Origin of the sequence: Streptomyces sp. NPDC002044, from assembly GCF_040296725.1 — a bacterium.
GTDB classification, from domain to species: Bacteria; Actinomycetota; Actinomycetes; order Streptomycetales; family Streptomycetaceae; genus Streptomyces; species Streptomyces antarcticus.
The window spans coordinates 1-13,660 of sequence record NZ_JBEOXU010000152.1 but is presented as its reverse complement, the minus strand read 5'-3'; the positions used below and the strand labels follow the sequence as shown (position 1 = coordinate 13,660).

Here is a 13,660-nt window from a genome sequence, read left to right as displayed (position 1 = left end):
GACGCCGCATCGCGAGCCGCGGCTCGCGATGCGGGTGTTCTACCCGTCCCTCCACCTCAGCCTCGCCGCCGACTACGTCAAGCTGCGCCGCCCCGAGGCGGCCCGGGTCCACCTGGCGCGGGCCCGCGCCGCCACCGGCGCGCTGTCCGACGACGGCTACGGGAACGGCGTACGGGCCGCCATCGCCCGCCTGGAGCGGCGCCTCGCCGGGGAACCGGGCGCGGGACCGGGGCCGTTCCCGGAGCAGGGCCCGTAGGCACGCTCCCGTACGGCGGCCGCGGCCCGGTGCGGTCAGCCGCCCCGCACGCCCGCGCAGATGCGGGCCTCCGGGCTGTCCGGGTGCCAGCGGCCGTGCCGCCGGCCCAGCGCGCACACGTCGGCCGGGCGCACCGGCAGCTCCCGCACCAGCCTCCGCCCGGCCTCGGCGTCGGGCCGCGCCTGGTGCCCGCGGCCGCCCTGGCGCTCCGTGAGGGGCTCGGCGGGCGTCGCGGGCTCCGGGATGTCGGGTACGGGTGGCACGGCCCGGGGGAGCCCGCCTGTGGCCTCCGGGGCGGTGCGCTGCGCGGACCGGTGGGCCTGGTCGGACGCCGCGGGGCGCGCGGACCGCCCGGGGACGGTCTCCAGAGCCTCCAGCGCGGGCGCCCGGACGACCACCGGGGCGGCTCCCGGCCCGCCGCGCGGCTCGTGGCGCGGCTCGTGGCGCGGCGGCACCCCGGCGGCGGGCGGGGCCGCGGGCCTGGCGGGAGCGGGGTTCACGCTCACACAGCCGGACACCGCCGAGACGGCACAGGCCACTCCGAGCAGCAGGGTTGTCGTGGTTCGGGTTGGATGCACTCGCGCAACTCTGCTGTGCGAGGACCCCGTTGCGAAAACCCGGAGCCGATATTCACCCCGCACGGGTGACGGGGACCCGGTGTCCGGCGGAAGGGCCTATTCGCCGGTGGCGCCGTCGATGTGCTCGCGCAGCAGGTCGGCGTGGCCGTTGTGGCGCGCGTACTCCTCGATCATGTGGGTGTAGACCCAGCGGAGGCTGAACACCTCGCCCCGGTGGTGGACGGCCGCGTCCGACACCAGGTCCAGGGACCGGCCCGCCGACGCCTGCCGGGCCAGCTCGATCTCGGTCTGCCAGACCCGCTCCGAGTCTGCCCAGGTGTCCCCGTCGGTGAAGTGGAAGTCCCCGTCGGGCTCCTCCTGGGAGGAGTACAGCTCCGGGAGGTCCTCGCCCAGCATGATCTCCCGGAACCAGTACCGCTCCACCTCCGCCATGTGCCGTACGAGGCCGAGCAGGCTCAGCTCGGAGGGCTTCAGGGGCGTCAGACGGAGCTGTTCGTCACCCAGGCCCTCGCACTTCCAGGCGAGCGTGGAGCGGTGGTAGTCGAGCCAGCCGTCCAGCATCTCCCGCTCGTCGGCGGTGGTGGCGGGCTCGGGGCGATGTGATCCATTGGAATTCATGGCCCTCATCCTGGGCGAACGCGGCCCCCGCCACCAGGGATTAAGCTGCGGGAATACCCACGGAACGAACCTGGAGGCCCCCGGTGAAGGTCGGCTGCATCGGACTCGGCGACATCGCCCAGAAGGCGTACCTGCCCGTCCTCACCACCCGCCCGGGAATCGAGCTGCACCTGCAGACCCGGACCCCCGCCACGCTGGAGCGGGTCGGTGAACTCCACCACGTCCCGGCCGAACGCCGGCACACCGACCTCGACGCCCTGCTCGCGCAGGGGCTCGACGCGGCCTTCGTGCACGCCCCGACCGCCGCGCACCCCGAGATCGTCACCCGCCTCCTGGAGGCGGGCGTGCCGACGTACGTGGACAAGCCGCTCGCCTACGAGTTCGCGCGGTCGCGCCGGCTGGTGGAACTGGCCGAGGAGCGCGGGGTCTCCCTCGCCGTCGGCTTCAACCGCCGCCACGCGCCCGGTTACACGCAGTGCGCCGAGCACCCGCGCGAGCTGATCGTCCTGCAGAAGAACCGCGTCGGCCTGCCCGAGGACCCGCGCACGCTGGTGCTGGACGACTTCATCCACGTCGTCGACACCCTGCGGTTCCTGCTGCCCGCCGAGGCGGACCACATCGACGTGCGGGCCGTGGTGCGCGAGGGCCTGATGCATCAGGTGGTGCTTCAGATGTCCGGCGAGGGCTTCACCGCGCTCGGCATCATGAACCGGCGCTCCGGGTCCGCGGAAGAGGTCCTGGAGGTGTCCGGACAGGACACCAAGCGCCAGGTCGTCAACCTCGCGGAGGTCATCGACCACAAGGGCCAGCCGACCGTCCGCCGCCGCGGGGACTGGGTTCCGGTCGCCCGCCAGCGCGGCATCGAGCAGGTCGTGGACGCCTTCCTGGAAGCCGTCGCGGCGGGCCGTACGCTCAGCGCCCGGGACGCGCTCCTCACCCACGAACTGTGCGAGCGGGTGGTGAGCTCGGCCCTCGAACAGGCTTCCTGAGGGAACGGGACCCCGCCGCCGCGCAGTACGCCGCCAGTACGGCCAGGGCCGCCGCGACCGGCCAGTCCCCGAAGCGGACGTAGAGCGTCGTGCCCCGGGCCGTCGGCACCTCGTACACGGCCGCCGTGCTCGCCCCGGTGGGCAGCGCCCCGCCGATCCGCTCCCCGGACGGGCCGTGCACCGCGCTGATCCCGGTCAGGGTGGCGTGCACCATGGGGCGGCCGGTCTCGGCGGCGCGCAACGCGGCCAGCGAGGCGTGCTGCGCCGGGGCCCAGCTGTCCTGGAAGGTGCTGGTCGAGGACTGGGCGACCAGCAGGCCGGCGCCGCCGCGGACCAGGTGGCGGCTCATGTCCGGGAACGCCGACTCGAAGCAGACCAGCGGGCCCACGCGGACGCCCCCGGGCAGGCTCATCACCACCGGGGCGTCCCCCGGAACCCGGTCCTCGTCGGCCGCCCTGCCGACCGAGGTGGCCCAGCCGAGGAGCGCGCGGGCCGGCACGTACTCACCGAAGGGGACGAGCCGCATCTTGTCGTACCGGTCGCCCGTGGGGCCGCGGGCGTCCACCAGCACCGCGCTCTTGCGGATCCCGGGCCGGTCCGGCTGCCGCGCGTCCACGTTCACCAGCAGCGGCGCGCCCGCCTCCGCGGACAGCACCGCCAGGCGCCGGGCCAGGTCCGGGCGGGCCGTCAGGTCCTCGCCGACGCTGCTCTCGCCCCACACCACCAGGTCGACCGGTCCGCCCGCCGGCGTCCGGGTCAGCCGCTCGCCGGCGGCGAACCGCCGCTCCGTGCTGTCCGGGCCGTCCGCCACCGGCCCCGGCTGGACGACGGCCACCCGCAGCCGCCCCGACACCTCCGGCGCCGGTGCCCACAGCCACACCATGCCCGTCAGCACCGCGCACCCCGTCAGCCCGGCCACCGCCGGGGCCCGCGCGCCCGGCACCGCCACCAGCAGCACCACGGCGCAGTTCACCGCCACCACGACGAGCCCGACCAGCCACACCCCGCCCACCGAGGCCAGCCGCAGCGCGGGCGGCACCTGCCACTGGCTCGCGCCCAGCAGCCCCCAGGGCCCGCCCAGCCCCTGCCAGGACCGGACCAGCTCCGACAGCAGCCACCCCGCCGGTACGAGGACCAGCGCGGCGCCCGCCCGGACGGCCGAGGGGGCGCCGCCGAGCAGCCGCCGCACCAGCAGCGCCCAGGGGATCCACAGCACGCCCAGCAGCGCGGCCACCGGCACCAGGAACACGTGCAGGCTGGGCAGCAGCCAGTGGTGGACGGCCACGATGAAGGCGGCGCCGCCCAGCCAGCCCTCCAGGGCCGCCCGCCGCCCGGTGGGGGCCGACCTCAGCAGCAGCATCCAGGGCACGAGGGCCACGTAGGCGAACCACCACAGCGCGGGCGCGGGGAAGGCGAGGGCGGGCAGCGCGCCGGCGAGGACCGCGGCGGCGATCCGCCGGCCCGGGATCCGGGCACCGCTCATCGGGACCATGGCATGCCTCCGCCTCCAGTGTGGATCAGCCGCCGGGGCGGGGCCCGGTCAGGCGCTCGTGTGGCGCCACTTCTCGTGGACCGTCACGCCGGTCAGCCGCCAGCCGTCGCGGGTGCGGGCCAGCTCGAAGGCGTAGCGTCCGGCCGCGACGAAGTTGGGCGCGGTGACGGTCCCGTCGAACTCGGGCCCCGCCAGCCGCATCGGGTTGAGGAAGTCGGCCCGCACCCGGGCGGTGTCGCCGGGCGAGCCGCCCAGGTCCTCGACCCGGACGAGCCGGTTCACGATGAGGTGCTGGCGCACCGGGAAGAGCTTCATGGTCTCGGCGAGCCAGTCCGCGACCTCCCCGGCCGGCCCCTCGACACCGCCCGCCGAGCTGTAGTCGGCCCGGCCGCCCTCGGCGAACAGGGCGCGGTACGCCTCCCAGTCGCCGTCGTCGACGGCCACCGCGTACCCGGAGACCACCTCGTCGATGGCCAGCCGGTCCATTACCGTCGCGAGGTCCACACGCTGCGTCATCGGGACAGTGTGGGGCTGCCGGGGCGCGAGGCCAAGGGGCACGCGCCCCGCGGATCCTCCCGCGGGCGGTCAGTGACCGGAACGCACCTCCCGCTGCCGCACCACGACGAGGAACGCGTCGCTGTCCAGGTCCATCACCACCTCGGCCTGCACCCCCTCGCGCAGGCGCTGCGCCGCGTACTCCTCGGCGGGCCAGCTCCCCCTCGGACTTCCGGCCGGAAACCGCTCCAACACCACTCGCCCCATGGGACGCCCCCTGTCGCTTGCCTTCAGGTCTCTCGGGCACAACGACGCACAGGCCGCCCGGGAACGTTCCCGAGCGGCCTGCGGTTCACGCGAAGCGGTGAGCGGTGAGCGGTGAGCGAGGCCGGCGTTACGAGCCGGACTCGCCCGCGTGCGGGCTCAGCACGCCCGTGCCGATCAGGATGAACAGGGCGATGCCCAGCAGGATCCGGTAGATCACGAACGGCATGAAGCTCTTGGTGGAGATGAACTTCATGAACCAGGCGATGACGACGTAGCCCACGAAGAAGGCGATGACCGTCGCGAAGACCGTCGGCCCCCACGAGATGTGGCCCGGCTCCTCGACCACGTCCAGGATCTCGAACGCGCCCGACGCCAGCACGGCCGGGATGGCGAGGAGGAAGGAGTAGCGGGCGGCCGCCTCACGCGTGAAGCCCAGCAGCAGGCCGCCGGAGATCGTCGCACCGGACCGCGAGACGCCCGGGATGAGGGCCATCGCCTGGCAGAAGCCGAAGACGAGACCGTCCTTGACGCTCAGCTGCCCCAGCGTCTTGCGCTCGCGGATCGCGCGGTGCCGGCCGCCCTCCTCGTCGCGCGCGGCCAGCCGGTCGGCGATGCCGAGCACGATGCCCATCACGATGAGGGTGGTGGCGGTCAGCCGCAGGTCGCGGGCCGGACCCACGATCTGGTCCTTGAAGACGAGACCGAGGACGCCGATCGGAATCGATCCGACGATCACCAGCCAGCCCATCTTCGCGTCCTGTTCGGAGCGCAGGACCTTGGTGTAGAGGGAGCGGAACCAGGTGGAGACGATCCGCGCGATGTCCTTGCGGAAGTAGATCAGCACGGCCGCCTCGGTGCCGATCTGGGTGATGGCGGTGAAGGCCGCTCCCGGATCGTGCCAGCCGGCGAACGCCGCGGTCAGCCGCAGGTGGGCACTGGAGGAGATCGGGAGGAACTCCGTAAGCCCCTGGACGAGACCGAGGATTAGGGATTCGAACCAGCTCATGTCGGGGTGCGCTCGTCCTTGTGATCGTCGGGCAGTTCGCGTCCGATGCTAGGGCCCGTGCGGGGCGGCGCTGACCACCGGGGGGTGCTGGGGCGCCCGTTCGTACGCGGCCCCGAGCGGACGGGCCGGTGCCAGGCGGTGCCGCTTGTGCCAGGCGACGGCTCCGGCGGCCACCACGGACACCACGATGAAGCCGAACGAGACGAGGAACGCGGGCGAGCCGGGGGAGGAGGCGTTCGCCCCCGCGATCACGTACGCGGTCGTGTTCGGGACGACCCCGAGCGCCGTCGCGGACAGGAACGGCACCCAGCCGCAGCGGGAGACCGCGGCGCAGTAGTTGGCCACCACGAACGGCACCCCGGGGAAGAGCCGGACGGCGATCATCGAACGGAAGCCGTGCCGGCTGAGCTGGCCGTCGGCCGCGCGCAGCCAGCGGCCGCGCACGTACGGGCGCAGGGCCTCCTGGCCCATGTACCGGCCCAGGCCGAAGGCGATGGCGGCGCCGAGCACGGTCCCGCCGACCGCCGCGAGCAGGCCGAACTGGGTGCCGAAGACGGCTCCGGCGGCCAGGTTCAGCAGCGGGCGCGGCACGAAGGCCGCCGCGCACACCCCGTACACGCCCGCGAACAGCAAAACCGCCGTGCCCACCGGGAGCCCCGGGGGCCAGCCCTCCGAGAGGATCCGCTGTGGCTCGTACAGCAGCACGCACACGCCGGCCGCGGCGAGCAGCACGACGAGGAGCGACAGCCGGAGCCACGGCGCGAGGAGGAGGGACATTCCGGGAGACTAACCGACCCGGGGGACCCCGCGCCGTAATCTGGCCCTCATGCGGCGGAACGACCCGCGACCGCCGGGGACACCCCACAGCGCCCTCGCGGACACCCTCCTGGACCGGCTGACCGGCGCCTACGCGGGCGCCGCCGACCCCGTACGGGCCGCGGCGATGGCCGCCTACGTGAAGGACGTCTCGCCCTTCCTCGGCATCCCGGCCCCGCTGCGCCGCGAGCTGTCGAAGGCGGTGACCAAGGACACCCCGGCCCCGGGGGAAGCGGACTGCGCCGCCCTCGCCCTGCGCTGCTGGACGCTCGCGGAGCGCGAGTACCGGTACTTCGCCGTGGACTACCTGCGCCGGCACGTCTCCCGCTGCTCCTCCGCCCTCCTGCCGGTGGTCCGCCACCTCGTCGTGACCGACCCCTGGTGGGACACCGTCGACCTGCTCGCCGTTCACACGGTGGGCCCGCTGGTGGCCGCCGACCCGGCGCTGAGAGCCGTCATGGACGAGTGGATCGGGGACGAGGACCTCTGGCCGGCCCGCACCGCCCTTCTGCACCAGCTGCGCCACAAGGACGCCACCGACACCGGCCGGCTCTTCGGCTACTGCCGCCGCCAGGCCGCCCACCCGGACTTCTTCATCCGCAAGGCCATCGGCTGGAGCCTGCGGGAGTACGCGAGGACCGACCCGGACGCGGTCCGCGCCTTCGTGGAGGCCGAACGCTCCCGGCTGTCCCCGCTGTCCGTGCGCGAGGCGCTCAAGAACCTCTGACCGCGGGCACGTTCGCGCCCGAAATCCATTCGACGCCGCGGGGGCCGTCCGGCAGGATCAGGGGCATGTCCCGGTACGCCTTCCCCGCAGCGCCGTCCGCAGTCGCGGACGCGCCGAAGGCTGCCGCAGGCGCGGAAGCGTTCCCCCTCGCCGCATTCGACGGCGCACGAAGCTGACCCTTCCCGGACAGACCGGCGGACCCCGCAGGGGGAGGGTCGGCCCGGTTGCGGGGTCCCGTTCCAGCTTCGAGCCACGGGAAAGAACATCATGGCCAAGACGGCCTTCGTACGGACCAAGCCGCATCTCAACATCGGCACCATGGGTCACGTCGACCACGGCAAGACCACCCTCACCGCCGCCATCACCAAGGTCCTCGCCGAGCGCGGCGGCGCCTCCTACGTGCCCTTCGACCGGATCGACCGGACCCCGGAGGAGGCCCGGCGCGGGATCACCATCAACCTCACCCACGTCGAGTACGAGACCGACACCCGCCACTACGCCCACGTGGACATGCCCGGCCACGCCGACTTCATCAAGAACATGGTCACCGGGGCCGCGCAGCTCGACGGGGCGATCCTCGTCGTCTCCGCGCTCGACGGGGTCATGCCCCAGACCGCCGAGCACGTGCTGCTCGCCCGCCAGGTCGGCGTCGACCACATCGTCGTCGCCCTGAACAAGGCCGACGCCGGCGACCCCGAGCTGACCGACCTGGTCGAGCTGGAGGTCCGCGACCTGCTCACCGCTCACGGATACGGCGGCGACGCGGCGCCCGTCGTACGGGTCTCCGGACTCGGGGCGCTGGCGGGCGACCCACGCTGGACCGGGGCGGTCGAGGCACTGCTGGACGCCGTGGACACGTACGTGCCGATGCCCGTGCGGTACACCGACGCGCCCTTCCTGCTGCCGGTGGAGAACGTGCTCACCATCACCGGGCGCGGGACCGTCGTCACCGGCGCCGTCGAGCGGGGCGGTGTACGGATCGGCGACCGGGTGAGCGTGCTCGGCGGCGACGGCGAGCCGGTCGAGACGGTCGTCACCGGCCTGGAGACCTTCGGGAAGCCGATGGAGTCCGCCGAGGCCGGCGACAACGTCGCGCTGCTGCTGCGCGGGGTCCCGCGCGACGGGGTGCGCCGCGGCCACGTGGTGGCGGCGCCCGGCAGCGTCGTGCCCAGGCGGCGGTTCACGGCGCGGGTGTACGTGCTGTCGGGGCGCGAGGGCGGCCGCAGGACCCCGGTCGTCAGCGGGTACCGGCCGCAGTTCTACCTCCGCACCGCCGACGTGGTCGGCGACGTGGACCTGGGCGCGGCCGGTACGGCCCGGCCGGGGGAGACGGTCGAGATGACCGTGGAGCTCGGGCGGGACGTACCGCTGGAGCCGGGCCTCGGCTTCGCGATCCGCGAGGGCGGCCGCACGGTCGGCGCGGGCACGGTGACGGCCGTACTGGAGTGACCCGGCCGCACTGATCGCGTCCCCTCCGTGGTGGCGGCGGGCAGGCTGCGCCAGACTGCCTGTCGTCACCGCGGGCGGCCGCGGGGCGTAGGGAACGTACGTGACGTACGGGAACGAGGGGCGGGCGGCGATGGGCGGCGACACGGCACTGGTGCTGGGCGGCGGGGGACTGACCGGGGTCGGCTGGGAGTGCGGGATCCTGTACGGGCTCGCCCGCGCCGGAGTGGACCTCACCACCGCCGACCTCGTCATCGGCACCTCGGCCGGCTCGGTGGTCGGCGCCCAGCTCACCTCGGGACTGCTCACCCCGCGGGAACTCTACGAACGCCAGCTCGGCGACCCGCGCGGCGAGCTCCCGGCCCGGCTCGGGGCGGGCCTCATCGCCCGCTACGCCCTCGCGATGGCGCGCTCGCGCGACGTGAAGGGCTACCGGCGGCGGGTCGGCGCGCTCGCGCTGGCCGCGGACACCGGGACCGAGGCCGAGCGGCGCACGGTACTGGCGGCCCGGCTGGTCTCGCACGAGTGGCCCGAGCGACGCCTCGTCGTCACCGCCGTAGACGCCCAGAGCGGCGAGCTCAGGGCCTTCGACCGGGACGGCGGGGGCGGCCTGCTCGACGCCGTCTCGGCGAGCTGCGCGGTGCCCGGCGTGTGGCCGCCGGTGACGGTCGGCGGACGCCGGTTCATCGACGGCGGCATCCGCTCCGCGACCAACGCCGACCTGGCCGCGGGCTACGCGCGGGTGGTGGTGCTCGCGCCGATGGCGATGGGCGCCGGGCTGATCCCCTCGCCGGCCGCGCAGGCCGACCGGCTGCGCGCGGCCGGCGCCCGGGTCCTGCTGATCACCCCGTCGGCGGCGGCCCGCAAGGTCTTCGGCCGCAACGTCCTGGACCCGGCCCGCCGTGACCCGGCCGCGCGGGCGGGCCTGGACCAGGCCGCCGGACACGTCGCCGGGGCGCGGGCGGTCTGGTCGGGCTGAGGCCCGGGTGTCTCTGGGCTCGGGGGCCCGGGGGCTCGGGGGCTCGGGGGCCCGGGGGCTCGGGGCCCGGGGGCTCGGGGGCCCGGGCGGTTCCGGCGGGTGGCGGTCCGGCCCGGCCGGGCGCGGGCCGACAATGGTGCGGTGAGCGACGAACAGATACCGGTCATCCGGGCCGTGGACCAGGGCACCGCCAAACTGCTGCCGGACGTGGACCGGGAGCGGGCCTGGCTGCTGACCGTCGACGGGGCGCCGCAGTCGTACGTGGACCTGGACGAGCCGGATCACCTGGAGTTCGAGTACGTACGCCGCCTCGCGCACGTCCTGGACCGCGCCGCGGACCCGGGGCGCCCCCTGGACCTGCTGCACCTCGGCGGGGGCGCGCTCACCCTGCCGCGGTACGCCGCGGTGACCCGGCCGGGGTCGCGGCAGACGGTCGTCGAGTTCGACGCGGGCCTGGTGGAGCTGGTCGCCGAGTACCTGCCGCTGCCGGCGGACGCCGGGGTGACGGTGCACGCCGCCGACGCCCGGACCTGGCTGGAGGCGGCGCCCCCGGCGAGCGCGGACGTGGTGGTGGCCGACGTGTTCGGCGGCTCGCGGGTGCCGGCCCGGCTGACGTCCGTGGAGTACGCGCGGGAGGCGGCGCGGGTGCTGCGGCCCGGGGGGCTGTACGCGGCCAACCTGGCCGACGGGGCGCCGTTCGACTTCCTGCGGGCGCAACTGGCCACCTTCGGGGCGGTGTTCGGGGAGCTGGCCCTGCTCGCGGAGCCGGCGGTGCTGCGGGGGCGCCGGTTCGGGAACGCGGTGCTGCTGGCGTCGGACGCGGAGCTTCCGGTGGCCGCGCTGGCCCGGCGCTGCGCCGGCGACGCCTTCCCCGCCCGGGTGGAGTGCGGGGCGGGGCTGGCCCGGTTCGTACGGGGGGCCCGGCCGGTCGGCGACGCGGAGGCGGTGGCCTCGCCGGAGCCGCCGGAGGGCGCGTTCAGCCTGGGGTGAGCGCGTCCTTCGGCTGCGGGCCGGGCGCCGGGGCCGGGCGGGGCGGCGGGGGCCTGCGGGTGATCCGGCGTACGTCCGGCACCAGCAGCACCGCCGCCGTGGGGATCAGGACCAGTGCCGCGCAGCCCCACAGGGCGGTGGAGCGGCCGAAGGCCGACTCGGCGGGCCCCGCGAGGGCGGTGGCCAGCGGCGTCATCGACAGGGAGCCGAACCAGTCGTAGGCGGAGACCCGGGAGAACTTCTCCTCGGGGATCTCCTGGTGCATCGTCGTCATCCAGTTGACGCCGAACACCTCGATCGAGATCCCGCTGACGAGCATCACCGCGCACAGCGCCCACACGGGCAGCGGGATCGCCAGCCCGGCCGAGGGCAGTGCCATCGGGAACACGCAGAGCGTGCCGACGAGCAGGAGCCGGCGCGGCTTCCAGGCCATCATCAGCAGAGCCCCGCCGATGGTGCCGACACCGAAGCAGGCCAGGGCCAGGCCCCACGGCGCCGCCCCGCCCAGCCGGTCCCGGGCGACGAGGGGCCCGTACACCGCCTCCGCGGCGCTGATCACGCCGACCACGACGGCGAACTGGAGCACGATGCTCCACAGCCAGGGCCGGGTACGGAACTCCACCCAGCCCTCGCGCAGGTCGGACAGCAGCCCTCCGCCCGGCGCCCGTTCGGGGATGTGGCTGACGTCGAGGAAGGCGCGCTGCGCGCCCGCCACGGCGAAGGCGGCCGCGTCGACGGCGAGCACCCAGCCCGCGCCGAACGCCGCGATCATGGCGCCGCCGAGCGCGGCGCCGCCGATCCCGGCGCCGTTCATGGCCATCCGGAACAGGGCGAACGCGCGGTTGGAGTGCTCGCCGGAGACGGTGGACAGGAGCATGCCCTCGGCGGCCGGGTTGAAGAAGGCCGTACCGGTTCCGCACAGGGCGGTCAGCAGCATCATCTGCCACAGCCGGGGGTCCCCGGTCAGGACCAGCAGCGCGAAGGCGGCCTGCGAGACGCAGTTGAGGGTGTTCGCGGCGACCATCACGTGGTGCCGGGGAAGCCGGTCGGCGATCGCCCCGCCCACGAGCAGGAAGAGGACGAGCGGGAGCGTACGGGCGGCCGTGACCAGGCCGACGTCCCAGCCGGTGCCGCCGGTCTCCAGAACCGCGAACGAGGCGGCGATCAGGGCCCCGTGGCTGCCGAGGTTCGTGACGACCGCGGCGCCCGTCAGCAGGCTGTAGTTCCGGCCGGCCCACTCGGGGCGGCGACGGCGCGCGGGCGTACGGGACGGGGCGGCGGCGGGGGAAGGACTCACCCCCGGACTATCCACGGACCGGGCCGAGAATCCAAACGGATTGTCGGCCCGGTCCGAGGGGGCGGGAGATCAGCCCGTGGAGAGGCGGACGGTGCTCAGGATCTTTTCGAGCGTCGCCTGGGGGACCTCGTCCGGAACTCCGGCGGCGCTGTAGAGGATCCAGCTGGAGAAGTCACCGTTGGCGGTCTTGAAGCTGAAGGCGATGGACTTGCCGTCGGAGGAGCACTTGTTCTCCTTGGCGATGCCCGGCGCGGTGGCGGTCGCCATGTGGCCCTTGAGCCCGGAGGAGGTGGTGTACTCCTTCGGGTCGGAGACCTTCACGGTGCCCTTCGGCGCCTTCTGCGCGTATCCGGCGAACACCCAGTTGCCGGCCTCGTTGCGCACGGCCTCGGCGGTGTCCTTGGCGCCCTGGCCGCCCTTGGTGCCGGTGCCGGCCAGTGAGGTCGTCTCCTCACTGCCGTTCTTGTCGGAGTCGACCTTGCACCAGTCCTCCTTGAGGTAGGCGGGCCCCGACATCATCACGACCGGGCCGCCGTCCTTCTTCACGTCGTCCTCGAACCCGATCGACATGCCCGAACCCAGGACGTTCCACTCCGGCGGGACGTCGAAGGCGGTGCCGTACTTCGGATTGAGGACCACCTTCCAGCCCGCGATCAGCGGCTTGACCTCACCGCCGGCCCGCGGGTTCGGGGCGGTGCCCGTCGGAGCGGGCGCGGAGGAGGGCGGGGCCGAGGAGGAGGCCGCCGGCTTGCCGTCCGCCTGGTTGGTGCTGTCGTCCCGGGTCAGGACGAAGGCGCCGGTGGCGGCTGCGGCCACCACGACGGCCGCGGCCGCCACGATGGCCACGGTCTTGGTGGAGTACGGGCTGCCGCCGCCCGGCGGCCGCGGGGCCGGAACCTGCTGGGTCTGTCCCCAGGGCTGGACCGGTGGCGGCGTCTGGTACCCCGGCTGCGGGTACCCGTAGCCGGGCTGCTGCTCACCGTATCCGGGCTGCTGGTACGGGTTCGGCTGCCCCGGCTGTCCCGGCTGCTGCTGGTACGGGTTCTTTTGCGCGTCCTGAGGGTTCTGCTCGTCCCCGGGCGGCTGCTGCTGTCCTGGCCACATGGCCGGTAACCCTAGTGGGAGTGGTCCCCGGGGGCCACGGCCGCCCCCGGTCCGGCTCTGGCCATCCGCATCTACTCGCGGGTAACATGCCGTTTCATGAGCGCAGACCAGATGAACGTGGGCGAACTGCTCGCCGCGACGGTGCCGATGGCACGGACCCTGAACCTCCAGTTCCTGGAGACCACCCCCGAGCGCGCGGTCGTCCGGCTCCCGGACCAGCCCGACTTCCACAACCACGTCGGCGGCCCGCACGCCGGCGCCATGTTCACCCTCGCCGAGTCCGCGAGCGGCGCGATCGTCCTGGCCGCCTTCGGCGACCAGCTCTCGCGCGCGGTGCCGCTGGCCGTGAAGGCCGAGATCGGCTACAGGAAGCTCGCCAAGGGCGTCGTCACGGCCACCGCCACCCTCGGCCGCCCGGTCGCGGACGTCGTCGCCGAGCTCGACGCGGGCGGCCGCCCCGAGTTCCCCGTCACCATCGCCATCCGGCGCGAGGACGAGGCCGTGACGGGCGAGATGACGGTCGTCTGGACCCTGCGCCCCAACGCGTAGCACTCCCGCCCGGCCCTGGCGCCGGACGGCCGCGAGGCCCCCGCCCCTGCC

The 13,660-nt window shown here is 74.5% G+C and carries 15 protein-coding genes and 1 pseudogene; 7 read left to right on the top strand and 9 right to left on the bottom strand.

Features of this window, described 5'->3' with window-relative positions:
* A pseudogene (locus ABT106_RS26950) lies at positions 1–256 on the top strand (hypothetical protein); the annotation flags it as partial.
* Between the two features lie 35 nt (positions 257–291).
* Here ABT106_RS26950 and ABT106_RS26945 read toward each other — a convergent pair.
* A complete protein-coding gene (locus ABT106_RS26945; RefSeq protein WP_351282209.1) occupies positions 292–834 on the bottom strand; it encodes a hypothetical protein in 543 nt (180 codons plus the stop codon).
* 96 nt (positions 835–930) lie between these two features.
* Positions 931–1,452: a DinB family protein gene (locus ABT106_RS26940; protein ID WP_351282206.1), complete on the bottom strand. Its 522-nt coding sequence runs from the start codon at positions 1,450–1,452 to the stop codon at positions 931–933.
* Positions 1,453–1,535: 83 nt separating this feature from the next.
* On the opposite strand from ABT106_RS26940, the gene ABT106_RS26935 reads away from it, so the two are divergent.
* The gene (locus ABT106_RS26935; protein WP_351282203.1) at positions 1,536–2,441 is read left to right on the top strand and encodes a Gfo/Idh/MocA family protein; all 906 of its coding nucleotides are present in this window, start codon (positions 1,536–1,538) and stop codon (positions 2,439–2,441) included.
* Here the strand turns inward: ABT106_RS26935 and lnt are convergent.
* The 5 genes from lnt to ABT106_RS26910 all read right to left on the bottom strand — a co-directional run bounded on the left by lnt (position 2,386) and on the right by ABT106_RS26910 (position 6,478).
* A complete protein-coding gene (gene lnt / locus ABT106_RS26930; RefSeq protein ID WP_351282200.1) occupies positions 2,386–3,924 on the bottom strand; it encodes an apolipoprotein N-acyltransferase in 1,539 nt (512 codons plus the stop codon). The genes ABT106_RS26935 and lnt overlap by 56 nt on opposite strands.
* Before the next feature lie 57 nt (positions 3,925–3,981).
* Positions 3,982–4,449 carry a nuclear transport factor 2 family protein gene (locus ABT106_RS26925; protein ID WP_351282198.1) on the bottom strand — a complete coding sequence of 156 codons (468 nt, stop codon included), beginning with the start codon at positions 4,447–4,449 and terminating at the stop codon, positions 3,982–3,984.
* Between the two features lie 69 nt (positions 4,450–4,518).
* Positions 4,519–4,695 (bottom strand): DUF8839 family protein, encoded by a 177-nt coding sequence (locus ABT106_RS26920; protein ID WP_351282195.1) that lies wholly within the window; start codon positions 4,693–4,695, stop codon positions 4,519–4,521.
* Between the two features lie 127 nt (positions 4,696–4,822).
* Positions 4,823–5,701, bottom strand: a complete 879-nt coding sequence (locus ABT106_RS26915; RefSeq protein ID WP_351282193.1) for an undecaprenyl-diphosphate phosphatase — start codon at positions 5,699–5,701, stop codon at positions 4,823–4,825.
* Positions 5,702–5,749: 48 nt separating this feature from the next.
* Positions 5,750–6,478 carry a TVP38/TMEM64 family protein gene (locus tag ABT106_RS26910; RefSeq protein ID WP_351282190.1) on the bottom strand — a complete coding sequence of 243 codons (729 nt, stop codon included), beginning with the start codon at positions 6,476–6,478 and terminating at the stop codon, positions 5,750–5,752.
* Between the two features lie 49 nt (positions 6,479–6,527).
* Here ABT106_RS26910 and ABT106_RS26905 point away from each other — a divergent pair, with 49 nt between their 5' ends.
* The 4 genes from ABT106_RS26905 to ABT106_RS26890 all read left to right on the top strand — a co-directional run bounded on the left by ABT106_RS26905 (position 6,528) and on the right by ABT106_RS26890 (position 10,659).
* Positions 6,528–7,244 (top strand): DNA alkylation repair protein, encoded by a 717-nt coding sequence (locus ABT106_RS26905; RefSeq protein ID WP_351282187.1) that lies wholly within the window; start codon positions 6,528–6,530, stop codon positions 7,242–7,244.
* 267 nt (positions 7,245–7,511) lie between these two features.
* Positions 7,512–8,693 (top strand): elongation factor Tu, encoded by a 1,182-nt coding sequence (tuf, locus tag ABT106_RS26900; protein WP_351282185.1) that lies wholly within the window; start codon positions 7,512–7,514, stop codon positions 8,691–8,693.
* A 130-nt stretch (positions 8,694–8,823) separates the two neighbouring features.
* A complete protein-coding gene (locus tag ABT106_RS26895; RefSeq protein ID WP_351282212.1) occupies positions 8,824–9,669 on the top strand; it encodes a patatin-like phospholipase family protein in 846 nt (281 codons plus the stop codon).
* Between the two features lie 141 nt (positions 9,670–9,810).
* Positions 9,811–10,659: a spermidine synthase gene (locus tag ABT106_RS26890; RefSeq protein ID WP_351282183.1), complete on the top strand. Its 849-nt coding sequence runs from the start codon at positions 9,811–9,813 to the stop codon at positions 10,657–10,659.
* Here the strand turns inward: ABT106_RS26890 and ABT106_RS26885 are convergent.
* Complete coding sequence (locus ABT106_RS26885) at positions 10,646–11,956, bottom strand: MFS transporter (RefSeq protein WP_351282181.1); 1,311 nt, start codon at positions 11,954–11,956, stop codon at positions 10,646–10,648. The two genes, ABT106_RS26890 and ABT106_RS26885, sit on opposite strands and share 14 nt — an antisense overlap.
* Positions 11,957–12,025: 69 nt before the next feature.
* A complete protein-coding gene (locus tag ABT106_RS26880; RefSeq protein ID WP_351282179.1) occupies positions 12,026–13,060 on the bottom strand; it encodes a DUF8017 domain-containing protein in 1,035 nt (344 codons plus the stop codon).
* A 96-nt stretch (positions 13,061–13,156) separates the two neighbouring features.
* On the opposite strand from ABT106_RS26880, the gene ABT106_RS26875 reads away from it, so the two are divergent.
* Positions 13,157–13,609: a DUF4442 domain-containing protein gene (locus tag ABT106_RS26875; RefSeq protein WP_351282176.1), complete on the top strand. Its 453-nt coding sequence runs from the start codon at positions 13,157–13,159 to the stop codon at positions 13,607–13,609.
* Positions 13,610–13,660: the final 51 nt, after the last annotated feature.

Excerpts from the sequence above, each read along its gene's own strand:
- ABT106_RS26920 (WP_351282195.1), bottom strand. The coding sequence starts at position 4,695 with ATGGGGCGAGTGGTGTTGGAGCGGTTTCCGGCCGGAAGTCCGAGGGGG.
- ABT106_RS26905 (WP_351282187.1), top strand. The coding sequence starts at position 6,528 with ATGCGGCGGAACGACCCGCGACCGCCGGGGACACCCCACAGCGCCCTC.
- ABT106_RS26910 (WP_351282190.1), bottom strand. The coding sequence starts at position 6,478 with ATGTCCCTCCTCCTCGCGCCGTGGCTCCGGCTGTCGCTCCTCGTCGTG.
- tuf (WP_351282185.1), top strand. The coding sequence starts at position 7,512 with ATGGCCAAGACGGCCTTCGTACGGACCAAGCCGCATCTCAACATCGGC.
- ABT106_RS26915 (WP_351282193.1), bottom strand. The coding sequence starts at position 5,701 with ATGAGCTGGTTCGAATCCCTAATCCTCGGTCTCGTCCAGGGGCTTACG.
- ABT106_RS26875 (WP_351282176.1), top strand. The coding sequence starts at position 13,157 with ATGAGCGCAGACCAGATGAACGTGGGCGAACTGCTCGCCGCGACGGTG.
- ABT106_RS26940 (WP_351282206.1), bottom strand. The coding sequence starts at position 1,452 with ATGAATTCCAATGGATCACATCGCCCCGAGCCCGCCACCACCGCCGAC.
- ABT106_RS26895 (WP_351282212.1), top strand. The coding sequence starts at position 8,824 with ATGGGCGGCGACACGGCACTGGTGCTGGGCGGCGGGGGACTGACCGGG.
- lnt (WP_351282200.1), bottom strand. The coding sequence starts at position 3,924 with ATGAGCGGTGCCCGGATCCCGGGCCGGCGGATCGCCGCCGCGGTCCTC.
- ABT106_RS26925 (WP_351282198.1), bottom strand. The coding sequence starts at position 4,449 with ATGACGCAGCGTGTGGACCTCGCGACGGTAATGGACCGGCTGGCCATC.
- ABT106_RS26880 (WP_351282179.1), bottom strand. The coding sequence starts at position 13,060 with ATGTGGCCAGGACAGCAGCAGCCGCCCGGGGACGAGCAGAACCCTCAG.